26 protein-coding genes and 2 pseudogenes are annotated in these 16,855 nt (G+C 45.8%); 3 read left to right on the forward strand and 25 right to left on the reverse strand.

Translation table 11 applies throughout. From position 1 onward, the window contains the following. A partial coding sequence (locus Q0257_RS13125; RefSeq protein WP_366517514.1) for a GrpB family protein occupies window positions 1–128 on the forward strand: 128 nt, incomplete at its 5' end. Window positions 129–517: 389 nt separating this feature from the next. Here the strand turns inward: Q0257_RS13125 and Q0257_RS11105 are convergent. After that, on the reverse strand, window positions 518–1,603 hold the full coding sequence (locus Q0257_RS11105; RefSeq protein WP_298024840.1) for a threonine synthase: 1,086 nt from the start codon (window positions 1,601–1,603) through the stop codon (window positions 518–520). An 8-nt stretch (window positions 1,604–1,611) separates the two neighbouring features. Further along, on the reverse strand, window positions 1,612–1,998 hold the full coding sequence (locus Q0257_RS11110) for a RidA family protein (RefSeq protein WP_298024841.1): 387 nt from the start codon (window positions 1,996–1,998) through the stop codon (window positions 1,612–1,614). Window positions 1,999–2,140: 142 nt separating this feature from the next. Here Q0257_RS11110 and Q0257_RS11115 point away from each other — a divergent pair, with 142 nt between their 5' ends. Continuing rightward, window positions 2,141–2,857, forward strand: a complete 717-nt coding sequence (locus tag Q0257_RS11115) for a PAS domain-containing protein (protein ID WP_298024843.1) — start codon at window positions 2,141–2,143, stop codon at window positions 2,855–2,857. Between the two features lie 171 nt (window positions 2,858–3,028). On the opposite strand, the gene Q0257_RS11120 is transcribed toward Q0257_RS11115, so the two are convergent. The 23 genes and pseudogenes from Q0257_RS11120 to rpsJ form a co-directional block, all read right to left on the reverse strand. After that, a complete protein-coding gene (locus Q0257_RS11120; protein ID WP_298024844.1) occupies window positions 3,029–5,068 on the reverse strand; it encodes a sulfatase-like hydrolase/transferase in 2,040 nt (679 codons plus the stop codon). A 646-nt stretch (window positions 5,069–5,714) separates the two neighbouring features. Further along, the gene (map, locus tag Q0257_RS11125; RefSeq protein WP_298024846.1) at window positions 5,715–6,473 is read right to left on the reverse strand and encodes a type I methionyl aminopeptidase; all 759 of its coding nucleotides are present in this window, start codon (window positions 6,471–6,473) and stop codon (window positions 5,715–5,717) included. Then, window positions 6,474–7,739, reverse strand: coding sequence for a preprotein translocase subunit SecY (gene secY, locus Q0257_RS11130; RefSeq protein WP_298024847.1), 1,266 nt, complete (start codon window positions 7,737–7,739; stop codon window positions 6,474–6,476). Next, window positions 7,739–8,140 carry a 50S ribosomal protein L15 gene (rplO, locus tag Q0257_RS11135; RefSeq protein ID WP_005868985.1) on the reverse strand — a complete coding sequence of 134 codons (402 nt, stop codon included), beginning with the start codon at window positions 8,138–8,140 and terminating at the stop codon, window positions 7,739–7,741. Before rplO ends, secY begins: the two co-directional genes overlap by 1 nt. 12 nt (window positions 8,141–8,152) lie before the next feature. Then, window positions 8,153–8,596, reverse strand: a complete 444-nt coding sequence (gene rpsE, locus Q0257_RS11140; RefSeq protein WP_005868986.1) for a 30S ribosomal protein S5 — start codon at window positions 8,594–8,596, stop codon at window positions 8,153–8,155. 15 nt (window positions 8,597–8,611) lie between these two features. Next, complete coding sequence (gene rplR, locus Q0257_RS11145) at window positions 8,612–8,968, reverse strand: 50S ribosomal protein L18 (protein ID WP_005868987.1); 357 nt, start codon at window positions 8,966–8,968, stop codon at window positions 8,612–8,614. A gap of 10 nt (window positions 8,969–8,978) precedes the next feature. Next, the gene (gene rplF, locus Q0257_RS11150; RefSeq protein ID WP_177387630.1) at window positions 8,979–9,515 is read right to left on the reverse strand and encodes a 50S ribosomal protein L6; all 537 of its coding nucleotides are present in this window, start codon (window positions 9,513–9,515) and stop codon (window positions 8,979–8,981) included. Window positions 9,516–9,592: 77 nt separating this feature from the next. Further along, window positions 9,593–9,988 carry a 30S ribosomal protein S8 gene (gene rpsH, locus Q0257_RS11155; RefSeq protein ID WP_005868989.1) on the reverse strand — a complete coding sequence of 132 codons (396 nt, stop codon included), beginning with the start codon at window positions 9,986–9,988 and terminating at the stop codon, window positions 9,593–9,595. 9 nt (window positions 9,989–9,997) lie between these two features. Next, complete coding sequence (locus tag Q0257_RS11160) at window positions 9,998–10,183, reverse strand: type Z 30S ribosomal protein S14 (protein WP_005868990.1); 186 nt, start codon at window positions 10,181–10,183, stop codon at window positions 9,998–10,000. A gap of 1 nt (window position 10,184) precedes the next feature. Further along, window positions 10,185–10,730 carry a 50S ribosomal protein L5 gene (gene rplE, locus Q0257_RS11165; RefSeq protein WP_297923267.1) on the reverse strand — a complete coding sequence of 182 codons (546 nt, stop codon included), beginning with the start codon at window positions 10,728–10,730 and terminating at the stop codon, window positions 10,185–10,187. A gap of 2 nt (window positions 10,731–10,732) precedes the next feature. Continuing rightward, window positions 10,733–10,966 (reverse strand): 50S ribosomal protein L24, encoded by a 234-nt coding sequence (gene rplX / locus Q0257_RS11170; protein WP_005868992.1) that lies wholly within the window; start codon window positions 10,964–10,966, stop codon window positions 10,733–10,735. Continuing rightward, window positions 10,966–11,334 carry a 50S ribosomal protein L14 gene (gene rplN, locus Q0257_RS11175; RefSeq protein ID WP_005868993.1) on the reverse strand — a complete coding sequence of 123 codons (369 nt, stop codon included), beginning with the start codon at window positions 11,332–11,334 and terminating at the stop codon, window positions 10,966–10,968. The genes rplX and rplN overlap by 1 nt, the downstream gene beginning before the upstream one ends. Then, window positions 11,334–11,585 carry a 30S ribosomal protein S17 gene (gene rpsQ / locus Q0257_RS11180; RefSeq protein ID WP_005868994.1) on the reverse strand — a complete coding sequence of 84 codons (252 nt, stop codon included), beginning with the start codon at window positions 11,583–11,585 and terminating at the stop codon, window positions 11,334–11,336. The genes rplN and rpsQ overlap by 1 nt, the downstream gene beginning before the upstream one ends. A gap of 9 nt (window positions 11,586–11,594) precedes the next feature. Next, entirely contained in the window at window positions 11,595–11,777 is a 183-nt protein-coding gene (gene rpmC, locus Q0257_RS11185; protein WP_005868995.1) for a 50S ribosomal protein L29, read from the reverse strand. Further along, complete coding sequence (gene rplP, locus Q0257_RS11190; protein WP_005868996.1) at window positions 11,764–12,189, reverse strand: 50S ribosomal protein L16; 426 nt, start codon at window positions 12,187–12,189, stop codon at window positions 11,764–11,766. The genes rpmC and rplP overlap by 14 nt, the downstream gene beginning before the upstream one ends. Before the next feature lie 2 nt (window positions 12,190–12,191). Then, entirely contained in the window at window positions 12,192–12,887 is a 696-nt protein-coding gene (gene rpsC, locus Q0257_RS11195; RefSeq protein ID WP_005868997.1) for a 30S ribosomal protein S3, read from the reverse strand. A gap of 21 nt (window positions 12,888–12,908) precedes the next feature. After that, window positions 12,909–13,220 (reverse strand): annotated as a pseudogene (gene rplV / locus Q0257_RS11200) (50S ribosomal protein L22); the annotation flags it as partial. A 9-nt stretch (window positions 13,221–13,229) separates the two neighbouring features. Beyond that, window positions 13,230–13,511: a 30S ribosomal protein S19 gene (gene rpsS / locus Q0257_RS11205; protein WP_005869002.1), complete on the reverse strand. Its 282-nt coding sequence runs from the start codon at window positions 13,509–13,511 to the stop codon at window positions 13,230–13,232. 2 nt (window positions 13,512–13,513) lie between these two features. Beyond that, on the reverse strand, window positions 13,514–14,344 hold the full coding sequence (gene rplB, locus Q0257_RS11210; RefSeq protein ID WP_297880593.1) for a 50S ribosomal protein L2: 831 nt from the start codon (window positions 14,342–14,344) through the stop codon (window positions 13,514–13,516). 1 nt (window position 14,345) lies between these two features. After that, window positions 14,346–14,627 (reverse strand): 50S ribosomal protein L23, encoded by a 282-nt coding sequence (locus Q0257_RS11215; RefSeq protein WP_177387640.1) that lies wholly within the window; start codon window positions 14,625–14,627, stop codon window positions 14,346–14,348. A gap of 1 nt (window position 14,628) precedes the next feature. Continuing rightward, a complete protein-coding gene (gene rplD, locus Q0257_RS11220; protein WP_298024849.1) occupies window positions 14,629–15,243 on the reverse strand; it encodes a 50S ribosomal protein L4 in 615 nt (204 codons plus the stop codon). Beyond that, on the reverse strand, window positions 15,240–15,818 hold the full coding sequence (rplC, locus tag Q0257_RS11225) for a 50S ribosomal protein L3 (RefSeq protein WP_298024850.1): 579 nt from the start codon (window positions 15,816–15,818) through the stop codon (window positions 15,240–15,242). The genes rplD and rplC overlap by 4 nt, the downstream gene beginning before the upstream one ends. A gap of 11 nt (window positions 15,819–15,829) precedes the next feature. Continuing rightward, window positions 15,830–16,141, reverse strand: coding sequence for a 30S ribosomal protein S10 (gene rpsJ, locus Q0257_RS11230; protein WP_005869011.1), 312 nt, complete (start codon window positions 16,139–16,141; stop codon window positions 15,830–15,832). Between the two features lie 279 nt (window positions 16,142–16,420). Here rpsJ and Q0257_RS11235 point away from each other — a divergent pair. After that, window positions 16,421–16,855: pseudogene (locus Q0257_RS11235) on the forward strand (hypothetical protein); the annotation flags it as partial.

Genomic DNA, 16,855 nt, shown 5'->3' on the forward strand with positions numbered 1-16,855 from the left:
CCGCGCGGTACGAGGCGCTTAAATTAGAGCTTTACAAGCGGTTCGAGTTCGACCGCGACGCCTATACTGCGGCAAAAAGCGAATTTGTACTTAAATTTACACGCATTGCTAAAGAAACCTCTAAATAACCGCGCAAATTTGATCCTCTGCGTAGAAGGTTGCTAGTCAAGAGCGATAAATTTATAAACAAAACGGGCGGATAGCGCTGCGCCTTGTGAGCTTATTTTTATAAAATTTTAACCGTAATTTCAAATTTAAATGGCGCCCGCCTAGCTAGCGGCAAATAGAATTTTATAAATCCAGCTAGCAGCAAAGTCTCCACAAAACACGCCGTATCATACCGCAAACGAAAGGCGTTCCCGCGCTTCTATGTAAATTTAAATTTAAAAAGCCTACGCGTCATAAATTTTAAACATCTCGCTAAAACATTGGCTCGTAAATCCGCTAAATTTAAAGCAGCGAAAATTTTAAATTCCTCGCCGCTAGCCAGCCGCGCAAATCCGTCTGGCGCTTAAATTTAATGATCGCTCTTTAGCCCCGCGCCGCAAAGCGGAATGATGCTATCTCCTTGCAGATCATGGCTTTCTTTGTAGCGCAGATACGCAGCATAGGTAGCTGCGGTCGTGTGCTCGACGTAAAATCCGCCGCGCGCAAGCGCCGCTCTGGCAGGCAGTATATCGCTCTCGCTCGCCAAGATCACCTCGCGCTCGCCAGCGTAGCTAGAGCCAAGAATTTCGCCCGCGCGCATCGGTCTTGCGATCGCGATACCCTCCGCTAGCGTCGGCTGCGGCTTAATCTCGCGCGCCGCGCCTTTAGCGTCAAAAAGCGGAGCGCAACGCTCGCCCTGAACGATGAAAATTTTTGGCAGCGCCTCGATAAAGCCGCCCTCATATAGCTCGCCTAGCGCCGCTTGAGCGCCCAGCAGCAGCGTGCCGTTGCCCACGGGGATGAAGATATTGCGCGGCACCCTGCGCAGCTGCTCGTAGATCTCATAAATGTAGCTCTTCGTGCCCTCGTAAAAGATCGGATTATAAACGTGATTGGCGTAATATATCTGCTCCTGCGCGGCCTTTTTGCGGCACGCGTCCGCCGTCTCGTCGCGGCTGCCGTCAAAGACCGTGACGTGCGCGCCGTGGCTTTTGATCATATCGATCTTTTTAGGCGACGTGCCCTTCGGGACGTAAATTTCGCACTCGATGCCCGCGCGAGCGCAGTACGCCGCCACGGCGTTGCCTGCGTTGCCGCTGGAGTCTTGTAGCACCTTTTTCACGCCGATATTTTTGGCATGCAGCACCAAAACTGCTGCACCGCGGTCTTTAAACGAAAGCGTAGGCATCGCGTAATCGAGCTTAAGATAGAGATTTTCGCCAAATTTTACGCTCGCCGTGAGCCCCTCGCCCATCGAAATTTCTCTAAATTTAGCCGTATCGATGCCCATAAACCTGCGGTATCTAAAGATGCTAAACTCGCTTTGATCTACGAGCGCGGGGTTAAATTTAGGCGCATCGGAGTTTAGTTTATACAGCCCGCCGCAGTCGCATTTATAGCTCAAAGTATCGATGGACGCGTGCTTGCCGCAACCAGTACAGATGGAATCGCTCATTTTCGCTCCTATTTTTTCTCTTTGATTTTTGCGACGGCCTCGATCTCTACGAGGCAGCCGAAGTGTAGAGCCGTAGTCGGCACCACGACGCGAGCAGGCTTGTGCGCGCCGAAAAACAGCGCATACTGCTCGTCGATCACGTCCCAGTTCGCGACGCCCGGCGTATAGACGCGGCACATCCGCACGTCGTTTTTATCCGCGCCCGCGGCGGCCAGCACTGCCGCGACGTTGCTTAGAGCCTGCGCGGTCTGCGCAGCAAGACCCTCTGGAGCGGCTCCCGTGCGCGGATCCACGCTTAACTGCCCCGAGACGTAGAGCGTACCGTCGTCATCTAGGATGCCCGGCGCATAATGCGCCTTTTTCGGCGCGAAACCGCTTGGATAAATTTCTTTCATTTAAGCTCCTTTGCATATAAAATTTTATATAATTTTACTCTAAATTTATTAAAAATATATAAGTATTTCTATAAATTTGCAAAAATTTTAAAATTTAATCTAAATTTATAGATTTTTTTATATGAAATTTCAGGAGCTCGAATTGAACCAACTTCTGCAGACCTTTATACCGACTGCACACCTTATTAAAAATACGATCGGTGATTGCGAGGTGGTAATCCATGATATGAGCACGCCGCAAAACTCTGTCGTTTTTGTCCTTGGCGACGTAACGGGCAGGAGGATCGGCCAAAGCTTCGATCATCTGGTAAAGGACGTGTTACTAAGCAAAAATTTTGAAAACGACTGCACCGCAAACTACTACTTCACCGCGCAAAACGGCAAGCTCATACGCTCCTCAACTTCGCTAATCCGCGGCGCAGACGGCAAAGTAGTAGGCGCGCTATGCGTAAATATCGATACTTCAAGCGCCATGGCGGCATACAGAGCAATAAAAAATCTTCTGCCGAATGCAAAGCTCGATAGCAAGCAGCCGCAAGGCGCAAATTTTATCGACGGAAGCTGCAATAGCGCGGCATTAGACGGGGCGAGCTTCAATGACGGCGTAAATTTAGAAACACAAAGCTCTAACGATTCGCAGCAAAATATCCTTGACATCGTCCAAGACCTGATCGCATCGGCTACGCACGATCTGGATGTGGAGGGGATGAAGAAAGAGGATCGAAAGCGCATCGTAAAATTCCTCGCGCAAAAAGGGATTTTTGAGGTAAAAGGCGCCGTAGAGCTCGTCGCAAAGGCGCTTAGGACGCAGAAAGTCACGATTTACTCGTATATGGATGAGGTAAAGAAGGAAAGCTAACCGCGGTGCCATAAATTTGATCTCAAATTTAATAAGCGTTGCGCGCCTTTTTATCAGCATAGCCGTTGAAGTGGCGCGAATTTAATCTGAATTTGATGAACTAATCAAAAAGCAGGACATACTAATTCCTATTTTTGCAGCATGTAACGGCATAAAAGCAAAACTCATCTGTTACTCGAACTCGTAGCCCTTCGCGCTTTTTAATTTCTCGTCATAATCGACTCCGTTAGCAATTCGCTTGCGTGAAGCATTAAAATCCGCTCGTATCGGGCTTTTGTGCTCGTCAAACTCAAGTGGCGCGACACCGATGATATCTGCTAGCAAATGCGCCAAATCATCGCTCATAAAAGGCTTATCTTTCGCCGCAGCTAGCCTCTGCCACAGCTTAGCATGATCGCTCAAAAACTCGCGCGAGGCTATAAAAAGCAGCGGAATTTCGTAAGTAAAGCGGCTTTCCATGCCGTGCCCAAGGCGTCCGTTTTCGTATAAATTTTCGCCGTGATCGCTAAGATAGACGATGAGGCTGTCATCACCCGAAAAAATTTTAAAAATTTCATTTATGACAAAATCGTTGTAAAGCACGCTGTTGTCGTAATACGCGACGACATCTTTCTGCTTGGAAGTAAGTTTTGCCTTTACGTCCGCCGCGCTAAACTTGCCAAATCCCTCGGGATAGCGCAGGCTGTAATCCATATGGCTGCCGATGAGATGGATCACGTAGAAATTTCGCTCGCCCTGCCCCGCTTTCGCCTGATTTATGAGTGGAAGCAGCACTCCATCAGGCTTGATGCGGACGGTTTCGTAAAGATTGCTCTTTGAGAGGAAGGATTCCGCGTCCGCGCGATCGGCAGCGCTTTTAGCGCTTAACGCATGTGCGCCGAAAGCCTCTTGATTGCTGATCCAAAAGGTGCGGTAGCCGCTTAGCTTAAACATATCGATAATGCTAAGGTTGCAAAACCACGCCTTTTTGCGCTCGCTTTCGTAATCGCTGAAATTTAAAAGCCGCATCAGCACCTGATTAGTCGTACCGTAAGGCGAGATTGTATCGCTAAATTTTATCAAATTACCGCTCGCTTCGAGCTTCTCTAAAAGCGGCGTATTTTTAACACCGTAGCCGTAGAGCGACATATGCCCGCGCTGCAAGCTCTCACCGATTATTAGGATGATATTTTTGACGCGAGACTTTTGCAAGGCGGGGTTTGTAGCGGCCTCAGGGTTTTTAGAATTTGAAATCACGCTGGGGCTTTGCGGCGCAGAATTTAAAGTCTCGCCCCAACTCTGCGGCTCAGCGCCTGGGGCGAGCGTAGAATTTAAATTTGCGCCGTAATTTTGCGCCTGTGCGCTTGATGCGGGCGTGGAATTTTCAGACGCGGAGCCCGAGGCGACGCCTTGCGGATCTGAATTTGCGCTGCCTTTTAAAACGCTTTCGTTCGCGCGCTTGGCCTCGTCATATCCAAGCTGCACTTCGCGCATATCGGTGATGAAATTTTTATCGCTCAGATAGTCTTTTATCGTAAAGGCAAACTCCAGCGGGACATATTGCGATAGCTTGGTTATATAGCCCTGCTTGCCTTGGGAAGCTTTGACGGCGATATCCGCGCAAAAGATTGTTCCGTAAATGAGATAAATCGCCGCTAACAGCAATCTTAGACCGCTATGCGTTTGCTTCTCATCTCTCTGCCCTGCTCTTAGCGCCGCAAAGATGCAGCCAAGCAGCACCACTAGATATAAAATCGTTGCGGGGTTAAGAAACTGCAAAACGAATTCGCGCGTCTCTGTTGCATCGGTATGCACAAGCGCGTCGATCGCCACAACGTTGAAGCTTGAGTCGAAATTTACGATCAAAAATAAAGCCACGCTCGCAATCAGCGCAATTAGCGCTAGTAACACGAACGAAACGAGCTTAAAAAATCGGCCGCTAAGCAGATAGCAGAGGTGAAAGATGAGTAAATTTGTGATGAGCACCGCAGAAAAGCCTTTAAATACATGCGAAAAATGATACCCATTGATCTGATAATGTATCTTAGCCCAGCACGCAAGCAAGCATAGCGCCGTGCTAAGCCAAAATACCCTCCATACGGGACGTTCGCGCAGTGCGACAAAAAAGCCGCGGTCAATTTTCATAAGCAAGCACGCTATAAGCCTACCCGCTTTCGTCCGCGCCATAAGTCCGCCTATATTTGCTAGCGCTACATAAAATTTTTCTCTCATTTTATATTTCCTGCCTTGTACGAAGAGACGCGACGACGCGCACTCTGCGTAGCGCGACATGTTTTCGCTTTAAAATCAAGGCGCAATCTTAGCCACTTAAAGCTTTGAGCTTGCTTACTTGCGCACCTTTACGCTTTAAATTTTACGGCTAAATTTTAAAGATACGGGGAGTTTGAGATTGGATGGCGGAATTTTGAGGCGAAATTCTATGTAAAGCGGATTTATGAGTGAGGTTATGAGACAGAAGCTCCGGGATAAAATTATTAAAACGTAATTTCAAAAAATTTAGCTAATTCAAATTTCGAAGCAATATTGTCGCGGGCAAAAATTTTAATAAGATGCGCGGCAAATGGCGCGTTTTACAATGCTTGCATACCTCATAAAGCCGGCTACGAGGCTAGAGCAGATGAAGCGACTGCGACGCGATATTTTTTAAAATTTTGCGGCTAGACCGCAAACCGTCGCGATAGATTTTAAAATTTCTAGTGCGATAGGTTTCTTTCGGATAAAATTTATGCGTGAAGCGGCTGAGGTAAAATTCCAAGACGCGAGCGATGTAAAATTGTCGAAAGCTAATCGCGGGCGGAATTTCACCTTGGCAAAAGTGTAAAATTTTAACTAGCCCAAGTCGCCTTTTGTGCGAAATCTACGCGACGCTTAGGACTTCGACCTTATCATCGAAAACCGCCATGCAATGCTCGTAGTGGCTAGTGCGAAGTCCGTCCTTGCTTCTCGTGCTCCACTTATCCTCGGCGATGACAGGAGTGCCGTCCTTTTGGCAGATCATCGGCTCGATGCAAAAGACCATGCCGTTTTTGATTTTAGGGCCTGATTTTGGATTGTTACCTTCTAGATAGTTTGGGATCTCAGGCTCTTCGTGCGGGTGCTTGCCGATGCCGTGGCCGCAGAAGCCGTATAGCGGCACGAAGCCACGCGCGCGGATAAATTTCTCGATCTCGAAGCTTAGCTCTTTGAAGTGCATCCCTACCCTGATCGTTTTGATGGCAAACTCCAGCGTATCCTTGCTGCATGCGATGAGCTCCTCGTCGGCTTTTGAAATTTTACCGACAGGCAGAGTGCGTGCGCTGTCGCCGAAATATCCGTTTAGCTTCGAGCCCAAATCGACGCCTAAGATATCGCCCTCCTGCAAGATCGTTTCGTCTGGGATGCCGTGGATGATGACTTCGTTTAACGAGAGGCAAGCGGCGTTCGGAAAGCCGTATAGCCCTTTAAAAGCCGGGTACGCACCCTTGGATGTGATGAAATCGTCGATCTTCTTATCGACTTCGAGCAGACTAAGACCCGGTTTTATGAATGAAGCTGCATAATCAAGGGCTTGCGCGACGATCCTGTTCGCCGCACGCAGCCCTTCTAAATCTTTTTTTGTTTTAAGCAAAATTGCCATTTATAGCCCGACCGCGCTTAGGGTCTGATATTTGTTCATATAGATCTGCGCTTCTATGCGTCTCATCGTATCAAGAGCGACGGAGACGACGATCAGCACGCTGGTGCCGCCGAAATAAAACGGCACGCCCATAAATTTAACGAGTAGCCATGGGATGACGGTCACGAGCCCGAGATAGATCGAGCCCCAAAATGTAAGGCGGCTAGCAACTTCATTTAAAAAGCTCGCCGTTCCCTCGCCCGGACGAATGCCCGGGATAAATCCGCCCTGCTTCTTTAAATTTTCGCTTATATCTTTTGAATTAAACGCGATCGATGCGTAAAAATACGCAAAAAACACGACCAAAACAAAAGTTAGGAAATTGAAAAAGTAGTTGCTAGGGCTTAGGAAATCGTGGATCTTTTGGATGATCGGATTGGTGCTTGCCTGCAAAATAGTGGTCGGAAACGTCAAAATCGCGCTTGCAAAAATAGGCGGAATGACGCCGCTTAAATTTAGCTTGATCGGCACGTAGTTCATAATGCGCTTGTTTTGATTCGCCATCAGTACCTTGCGCGAAAACGATACCGGAATTCTGCGTTCACCTAGCTCCACATATAAAATTGCCCCGATAGTAGCCAGGATAATTAGCACGATCGCGATTAGCTTTAAAACGTTCATTTCGCCGGTATTTACTAAATTTACGGTACTTCCGATCGCTCTAGGGATGGCGCTTACGATACCTGCAAAGATAATAAGGCTGGTGCCGTTACCGACTCCGCGCTGCGTGATCTGCTCTCCGATCCACATCAAAAGCATGGTGCCTGCCAGCATCGAAATGCACGAGATAAAAACAAACTCGTTGGTATTTTCAGCCATTATCGCAGGCGCTCCGGTCTGTCCGTGGATGCCCTGCAAGCCGATGCTAACGCCGATGGATTGAACCATAGCGATTGCGATTGTAGCATATCGGATGATCTGCATATATTTCTGCATACCGTCGCGCTCTTTTTTGAGTTTGCCTAAATTTGGAAAGGTTGCGGCAAGCAGCTCCATAATGATCGAAGCGGTAATATAAGGCATAATGCCTAGCGAGATAACGCTGAATCGCTCCGCCGCGTTACCGCTAAACATATTAAACATTCCAAAAGCGTTGTTGCTATTGTTTTGAAAAAATTGCTTTATAACCTCAACGTCCACTCCCGGAACCGGCACGTAAGCTAGCAACCTATAGGCAAAAAGAAAGCCCAAAGTAATGAGAATTTTGTTGCGTAGCGATTTATTCATTATTTTTGTCCGCTAGACTTTACATTCTCGTCTTTGATCTTGCTAGCGAGCGCTTTTGCGCCTACGCCGATCAGCTTGATCTTTTTAACGGAATTTGAAATTTTATGAACGGATTTGATGCTTTCGATCGTAATCTCGCTAAGATCTTTGATAGCTTCGATTTTATCGACATTGATCACGTAAGGCTTTTCAAATTTAGAAGTAAAACCTACCTTCGGAAGCCTTCGCTGAATCGGCTGCTGACCGCCCTCGAAGCCTCTTTTTTCATGAGAGCCGGTACGTGCGGTCTGACCCTTGCCGCCGCGGCCCGCAGTTTTACCCAGACCGCTTCCTTGACCGCGACCCAAGCGCTTAGTAGCGTGAGTCGAGCCTGGGGCTTTTTTAAGATTTTCTAATCCCATCTTTTATCCTTGTTAGTGTTTTAACATACTAAGAGCTTTCATCGTAGCTCTTACGACATTTGAGGAGTTGTTCGAACCTAGCGATTTAGTGAGGATATCTTTAACACCCGCAAGCTCTAAAACTGGGCGGACTGAACCGCCTGCGATAACGCCGGTACCTTCGCTCGCCGGCTTAAGTAAAATTTTGCTCGCATTGTATTTAACTTCAATATCGTGAGTGATGGTAGAACCGTTTAAATTTACCTTGATAATATTTTTAAACGCATCGTCTACCGCTTTTTTAATCGCATCGGGAACCTCTTTGGACTTACCAAAGCCAAAGCCTACCAAGCCGTTTCTATTGCCTACTACGATAAGAGCCGTAAACCTAAACCTTCTACCGCCTTTAACGACCTTCGTAACCCTACCGATATTGACGATTACCTCTTCGAATTCTTCTCTATTATACTTTTCCACAATCATTCCTTTGGGTTATAGTTTGATGCCGTTTTGGCGTAGCGACTCGGCAAAGCTTGCGATTACGCCGTGATACAAATAGCCATTGCGATCGAAAATCGCTTCAGAAATGCCTTTATCTTTTAGCTTGGAGGCTAAATCTTTAGCTAAGCTAGCCGCGCCCTCTTTGTTTGCCTTTAAATTTAAAACCTTACCGCTGCTGGCGCACAAAGTCGCGCTCGCTGCGTCGTCGATAGCCTGAGCGTAAACTGTCCTATTGGATTTAAAAATAGAAATTCTAGGGCAAGATGCGACGCCTGAAATTTTAGCGCGAATTCTTCTTTTTCTCTTGATTCGTAAAGAGATCTTTCTTTTTAATACGTTCTGTGTCATTTCTCAACCCTTATTTCTTAGCTGTTTTTCCGGCTTTGCGGATGATATGCTCTTCAAGATACTTGATGCCTTTACCCTTATACGGCTCAGGCGGTCTGAATCCTCTAATCTCGGCTGCTACTTGACCTACTTGCTGCTTGTCGTCGCCTTTGATGGTTACGACGTTTTTATCTACGGAAATTTCGATTCCTTTTGGAGATTCAAAATTTATCGGATGCGAAAAGCCCAAATTTAGCTCAAGTACTTTGCCCTTCATCGCGGCTCTATAGCCGACGCCGTTGATTTCAAGCTGTTTTGAAAAGCCCTCGGTAAGACCAAGGACGATATTGTTAGCTAAAGCGCGGTATGTTCCCCAATACGCCCTGCTCTGTCTATCCTCGCCCTTAGGTGAGAATTCTATCTTTCCGTCTTCGATTTTTACATCGACATGACCTTTTAAATCAAGCTCTTTTTCGTTATTCGATTTTTTAAATTTTAACGACGAGCCGTCAATCTTGACCTCAACTCCGCTCGGGATAGAGATCGGTTTTTTACCAATTCTTGACATAATTTTCCTTTTTATTTGTCTAGGGTATGTCTACTTTTACGAATGGATACCACAATGCCATAAAAAGTAGAAACTTCTTACCAGATCGTGCAAAGCACTTCGCCGCCGACGCCGGCTTTGTGTGCGTCGATACCGCTCATAACGCCTTTGCTTGTGCTAACGACGACGGTTCCGTAGCCGTTTTTGAAGCGCTTGATCTCGTCTTTGCCTTGATATACGCGGCGACCCGGAGTCGAAATTCTTTTAACTTCGTTTATCACGCTCCTGCCCTTTTCGTCGTATTTAAGCACTACGTTGATGATCTTTTTATTGTTTTCCTCTACTACGTTGTAGCTCTCGATATAGCCCTTCTCGGCTAAAATTTTAAGCATAGCCTCAACGACGTTTGAGTGAAAAAGCTTAGTCGTATCTAGCCTTCGCATCGCAGCATTTCTGATGCGAGTTAGTCCATCTGAAATAAGATCGTTAATCATCTCTTCTCCTTACCAGCTTGCTTTTTTTAGACCAGGGATCAAGCCCTCGTTTGCCATCTTGCGAAGGCAAACGCGACAAATTCCAAAATCCTTATAAACGGAGTGCGGACGACCGCAAATTTGACATCTGGTATATGCGCGAGTGCTAAATTTAGCGGGGCGTTTCGCCTTGGCTACCATTGATTTTTTTGCCATATCATTTTCCTTTTGCAAAAGGCATGCCGAATAGCTCTAGCAATTTAAATGCCTCTTTATCGTTATTTGTAGTCGTTACGACGGTTATATTCATACCGTGAGTTCTTAAAATTTGATCGTATTCGACCTCAGGGAACATCAGCTGCTCTTGTAAGCCGAAGTTGTAATTGCCGCGTCCGTCAAAACCCGCTCTAGGTAGTCCTCGGAAATCCTTAACTCTAGGAAGCGCGATAGAGATCAGTTTGTCTAGGAAGGCAAACATCTGCTCCTTTCGTAACGTAACCATTATGCCTACCGGGAAACCTTCGCGCACTTTAAAGCCTGCAACCGATTTTTTTGCATTGACGATAAGCGCTTTTTGGCCTGCGATCAGCGAGATAGTATCGGCCATATTTTGAAGCACTTTTTGATCTTTGCTCGATTCGCCAGTTCCTACGCTGATAACGATCTTTTCAAGCGCCGGGATAAGCATAGGATTTTTTATATCAAATTCTTTCTGCAAAGCAGCTCTGATGGAATTAGCGTATTTATCTTTTAGTCTGCTCATAATCAACCCTCTACCAACGCAACGTTTGAAATATCCATAGGCATCTCTTTGCTTGTAAAGCCGCCTTGCGGATTTTGCTCGGTTGGTTTGATAGCCTTTTTAGCCATTTTACAACCCTCGACGATAACTTGAGCTTTTTTAGGAAACACTGCCTTAACGGTGCCTGTTTTACCCTTATCGTCACCTGCGATGATCTTTACTTGATCGCCCTTTTTAATCTTAAATTTTACTGCCATTATAAAACCTCCGGAGCCAGCGAAACGATCTTCATAAAACCGCCGTATCTGACCTCTCTACCGATAGGACCGAAAATACGAGTGCCGATCGGCTCTTTTTTTGAATCCAAAATAACGGCTGCGTTCTCGTCGAATCTAATTAGCGAGCCGTTGCCTCTGTGCAACTCTTTAGTCGTACGAACGACTACGGCTTTTACTACTTGACCGCGCTTAATCTTGCCGTTAGGGAGCGCTTTTTTTACAGAGCAAACGATAATATCGCCGATTGTGGCGTATCTTCTTTTGCTGCCGCCCAAAACTTTAATACACATAAGTTCTTTTGCGCCGCTATTATCAGCTACCGCAAGTCTGGTAAAACTCTGTATCATTATTCAACTCCTGTTTTCAAAACCGCTTTTAAGCGAAACGATTTTCTAGCGCTTAGCGGTCTGCACTCGATCGCAGATATGGTATCGCCGATCTTTACGACGTTGTTCTCATCGTGGATCAGATATTTTTTAAATCTTTTTACGATCTTTCTATATCTAGGGTGCATAACCCTTCGCTCTACCAAAACGGTAGCTGTTTTATCGCCCGCCTTCTTTACGACTACGCCTTGAATTTCTCTTTTAAATGCCATAACCTATCCTTATTTCGCTTTAATAGCGGTGTTGATTCTAGCGATATCTTTTTTGATAGCGCGAATCTCGTTAGGATTGCTTAGCTGCATAGTTTTTAGCTTTTGTCTAGCCGTAAATAAAAGCAACTTACTTTGTTTCAACATAGAATTTAGCTCAGCCAAATCTTTATCTTTCAAATCAGTATATTTCATTTTCGCTTTCCCTACTTACGATTTTCGTTTTAAAAGGTAGTTTATGAATCGAAAGCATAAGCGCCTCTTTAGCAACCTCTTCGCTAACGCCGGTCATCTCGAAAATGATCCTGCCCGGTTTTATATTCATTACCCACTCTTCTACGCCGCTCTTACCTTTACCCATACGAGTTTGTAGAGGCTTTTTGGTAAGCGGCTTGTCTGGGAATACCTTAATCCAAATTTTAGCTTGACGATTTACGAAGCGCGTCATCGCGACACGAGCCGCTTCGATCTGGCGAGAATTTACCCTACCCGCCTCTACCGCTTTGATACCGAAATCGCCGAACGTCAAGGAATTTCCTCTCGTCGCATAGCCGCGATTGCGACCTTTCATCATCTTGCGGTATTTTGTTCTTTTTGGCATCAACATAACTATTTACCTCTTCTTGGTCTGCGTGTTTTTTTAGGCGCATCGTCGGTCTTTTCAGCCTGAATGCCTTTTTGTAAAATTTCACCCTTAAAGATCCAAACTTTAATGCCGATATTACCGTAGGTCGTATGCGCTTCGGCAAAGCCGTAATCGATCCTAGCCCTTAGAGTATGAAGCGGAACGCGTCCCTCCAAATACCATTCGGTTCTAGCCATCTCCGCACCGCCCAAGCGACCTGCGACGCAAATTTTAATTCCCTTTGCGCCCGCTTTTTGAGCGCCTTGGATGACCTTTTTCATAGCGCGGCGGAATGCAACGCGGCGCTCTAGCTGCATAGCTACGTTTTCCGCAGCCAAAAGTGCGTTTGAGCCTACTTTGCGCTCCTCTTTGATATTGATGGCTATGTCTTTATTGACTAGCTTAACGACTTCGCTTCTTAAATTTTCAACCTCGCCGCCTTTTTTGCCGATGATGATACCCGGTCTTGCGGCTACGATCGTTACGCGAATTTTCTTAGCCGTTCTTTCGATAAGAATTTGGCTAATTCCCGCATAATAAAGCTTAGCTTTTAAAAATTTGCGGATCTTGTAATCCTCGCCGATACTCTCGGAAAGCGTCGCTTTAGAAGGAAACCATCTAGACTCCCAATTTCGATTAATTCCTAATCTTAATCCGATCGGATTTACTTTCTGTCCCATTTACGCTTCCTTCTTACTTGGTTTTGCTACTTCGACGATGATGTGCGAAGTAGGTTTGCGGATACGGCTAGCCGTACCTCTGGCGCGCGGACGAAATCTCTTAAGTACCGGACCCGCATCCACTCGGCAGCTGGTAACTACGACCTCTTCAGGCTCAAAGCCGCCGTTTGCGACCGCGCTTGAAATCGCCGTAGCGATATATTTCGCGCCGCGATTAGGCGTAAATTCCAAAGTAGCAAGGGCAAATTCCGCATTCATGCCTTGAATTTGCTTCGCGATAAGTCTTGCTTTTGTCGGCGAAAGGCGAACAAATTTAATAGTTGATTTACTCATATTCTATCCTTACTTGCCGATCTTTTTCTGCACGGAGCCTTTGTGGCCCTTGAAAGTGCGCGTAGGAGCGAACTCGCCTAATTTATAACCGATATGATGCTCGGTGACGTAAACCGGGATAAAATTCTTTCCGTTATGAACGTTAAACGTAAGTCCGATCATCTCAGGCACGATCGTGCTTCGTCTCGACCAAGTCTTGATCGGTTTGTTATCGCCGGCTTTCTTTGCCGCAACGACTTTTTTCATTACGTGATCATCTACGAAAGGACCTTTTTTTAGCGATCTAGCCATTTTTATTTTCCTTTCCTTCTTGAAATTATAAGCTTATCGCTCGCTTTTTTATGGCGAGTTTTATAGCCCTTCGTCGGTTTGCCCCACGGAGTTACTGGATGGCGGCCGGAATTTTTCTTACCCTCGCCACCGCCGTGCGGGTGATCGACCGGGTTCATTGCAGAACCTCTGGTTTGAGGACGGATACCTCTGTGGCGGTTACGTCCGGCTTTACCGATGACGACGTTTGCCCACTCTTCGTTACCCACTACGCCGATACTGGCCATACACTCTGCGAGCACTCTTCTCATCTCACCGCTAGGCAGACGTAGAATGACGTATTTTTCCTCTTTACCCATAAGCTGAGCATAGCCTCCGGCGCTACGTGCCATTTGAGCACCTTTGCCTGGCTTTAACTCGATATTATGCAGAATAGTTCCCACAGGGATGTTTTTCATCTTCATCGCGTTGCCGGGTTTAATATCTAATCCGCCCTCGGCAGCAGCTACTACGTCGCCCACATTAAGATCGTTAGGCTTGATGATGTAGCGCTTCTCGCCGTCTGCGTATGAGATCAGCGCGATACGGCAGTTGCGATTCGGATCGTATTCGATCGCCTCGACCTTGCCGGCAACGCCGAATTTATTTCGCTTAAAATCGATAATTCTATAAAGTTTAGCGGCTCCGGCTTGTTTATGGCGACTGGTAATGCGACCGTTATTGTTCCTTCCGGCTGCGGCAGGAATTTTAACAAGCAAGCCTCTAACGCTAGCTTTTGCAGTGATATCCTCGCTGCTAAGACCAGTCATAAATCTTCTACTTGGAGTATACGGTTTATAAGTTTTAATCGCCATTTTACGCCTCCACGCTTTCTAAGCTTGCGCCCTCAGGTAGTTTGACGTAGAATTTTTTCACATCGTTTCTAGCGCCCATTTTACCTCTAAATCTTTTTACTTTGCCGTCCTGTCTTAAAGAATTTATCTTTAGCGGAGTGATCCCGAAATAGTTCTTTAAAACGCTCTTTAGTCCGTTTTTCGTAACCGACGGGCTAGTTTGGATAACGACCACGCCGTTTTCTTGAAGACCGAGAGACTTTTCCGTATAAAGGATCGTTTTGATATCTGTTATATCTGCCATTTTAGTCCTCTTTCACTATTGATTCAAATGCCGCTTTTTCGAATACGACCGAGCCGTAAACTGCGATTAGGTAAGCATTGACCTCGCTTGCATCGACGACATAGCAATTCTTAAGATTTCTATAAGCCAAAAGAGTTTGTGCATCTAGCTCGTTTTTAACGATCAGCGCATCTCTAACACCCAGTTTCTTAATAAAATTTGCCGCATCTTTAGTCTTGCCGCTTTTTAGCTCTAAATCGTCGAATATAAAAATTTTACCCTCGTTTGCTTTCTCATTGATAGCAAATTCCAGCGCAAGGCGTTTTTGCTTTTTATTGACCTTCTGCTCGTAATTTCGCTCGTTAGTCGGACCGAATGCGACCGCGCCGCCTACCCAGACATTGGTTCTAGTTGAGCCCGCACGTGCACCGCCGCGGTCCTTTTGTCGCCATGGCTTTTTACCGCCGCCGCTAACCTCGGCGCGAGTTTTAGCGTTAGCCGTATTTGCGCGAAGCGAAGCAAGGTAAGATTTGACGTACAAATATAGATTGTGCGAATTGACTTCCGAAAATTTCGCAGGGATTTCAATTTCGCTTGCTTTTTCCAGTTTTTCGTTAAGCACGCTTACTTTACTCATTTTACTATCCTTATTCTGCCCATTGCGCCGTTAAATCCAGGAACCGAGCCTTTAAGCACCAAAATTTTATTCTCGGCATCAAAGCTTACGACTTCGTTTTTGGCAGTGATCGTTTCGTTTCCAGTGTGTCCCGCCATCCTCATACCGGGCTGAACGCGACCTGGCCACTCGCAGTTGCCGATCGAGCCCGGTCTTCGGTGAAAGCGGCTGCCGTGCGCTGCAGGACCGCCCGCAAAGCCATGGCGCTTAATGACGCCCTGATAGCCCTTGCCCTTGGATCTGAAGCTTACTTTTACGATCTTCGCTCCGCTCAAAACATCTAAATCTTGATCGCCAAGCTCGGCATTTTCTAAGCTTAGAGTCGCAAATTTATTAAATTCCTTGCTTAGGCTATATTTCTTTTGAATGCCGACTATAGCTTTGTTATATGCCTTGCCGTCTGCGTAGGCTACGATAGCTTTTTTCTCATCGCAAACTTCGCAAATTTTGGTATTGATAAGTCGTAAAAGCGTCACGGGCGTGCTGCTCGTGTCGATCGTCCTACTCATACCTATTTTTTCTACAATATATTCCATTGTTTTACCCCTTATTTGCCCATCGCGTGAACTTCGACGTTGACTTCCGGAGCCAAATCAAGCTTAGTTAGCGAATCAACCGTATCTGGCGTAGCCGCTACGATGTCTAGCATACGAGCGTGAATTTTCATCTCAAACTGCTCTCTGGAGTCTTTATTTACGTGCGGAGATCTTAAAACGGTGTAGCGTTTAATCTTCGTAGGCATCGGCACGGGACCTCTGACGTCCGCACCTGTTCTTTTTACGGCTTCAACGATAGCCGAAACTGTGCGATCTAAAACTCGATGGTCATAAGCCTTGAGTTTTAACCTAATTTTTTGCATCACTTTTCCTTAATAAAGAACTTGTCGCAACGCGCGACCCTTTGTTTCAAACAAAAGACGCACATTATATAAAAGCGCTCCCTTTTTGTCAAGAAAATAGCCAAATTTTATGGAAATATTTCCTTTTAATAAGGAAAAATATATAGAATTTCGAAAATTTTTAGGGTGCTGGAAATTTTCAATACAAAAATTTTAGATAAATTTGAAATAGATATAAAAATTTCATAGGATTTTTCAGATTTATTTCCTTTTAATAAGGAAAATTTTAAAATACTCGCCATGAATGATCTAAAATTTTTTTACGAAAATCCACCGGAATTTGCGGGCTTTATCCCGCGCAAAAGAGGTATAAACTCTCCCAAAACCATAATCTATGGAGTATTAAATTCCGGCAAAAGCGCCATGCTGAAAAATGAAATTTCAGAGCTTAAAAAAGATGAAATTTTGTATCTAAATTTAGCCGATCTACGCCTTGAAGAGGTAGTAGCGAATAATGCAATTTTTGCAGCTAGAAATAGTGCGGACAATACAAAGACTAGCGAAGCAAATGAATATGAAATAAGTAGAGAAGCTACGTTAAACGCGGAAATTTCGGATACGGGCGAATTTTACCGCGCCGCCGTAAAAAATACAGATACAAAAAACGCAAGCTCAAATGGCTCAAACAATGCAAAAAATGCGGAGTCCGATGGCGCAAAAAGCAGGAACGAGAAT

The sequence above is a fragment of the uncultured Campylobacter sp. genome, assembly GCF_938018035.1.
Classification (GTDB): domain Bacteria; phylum Campylobacterota; class Campylobacteria; order Campylobacterales; family Campylobacteraceae; genus Campylobacter_B.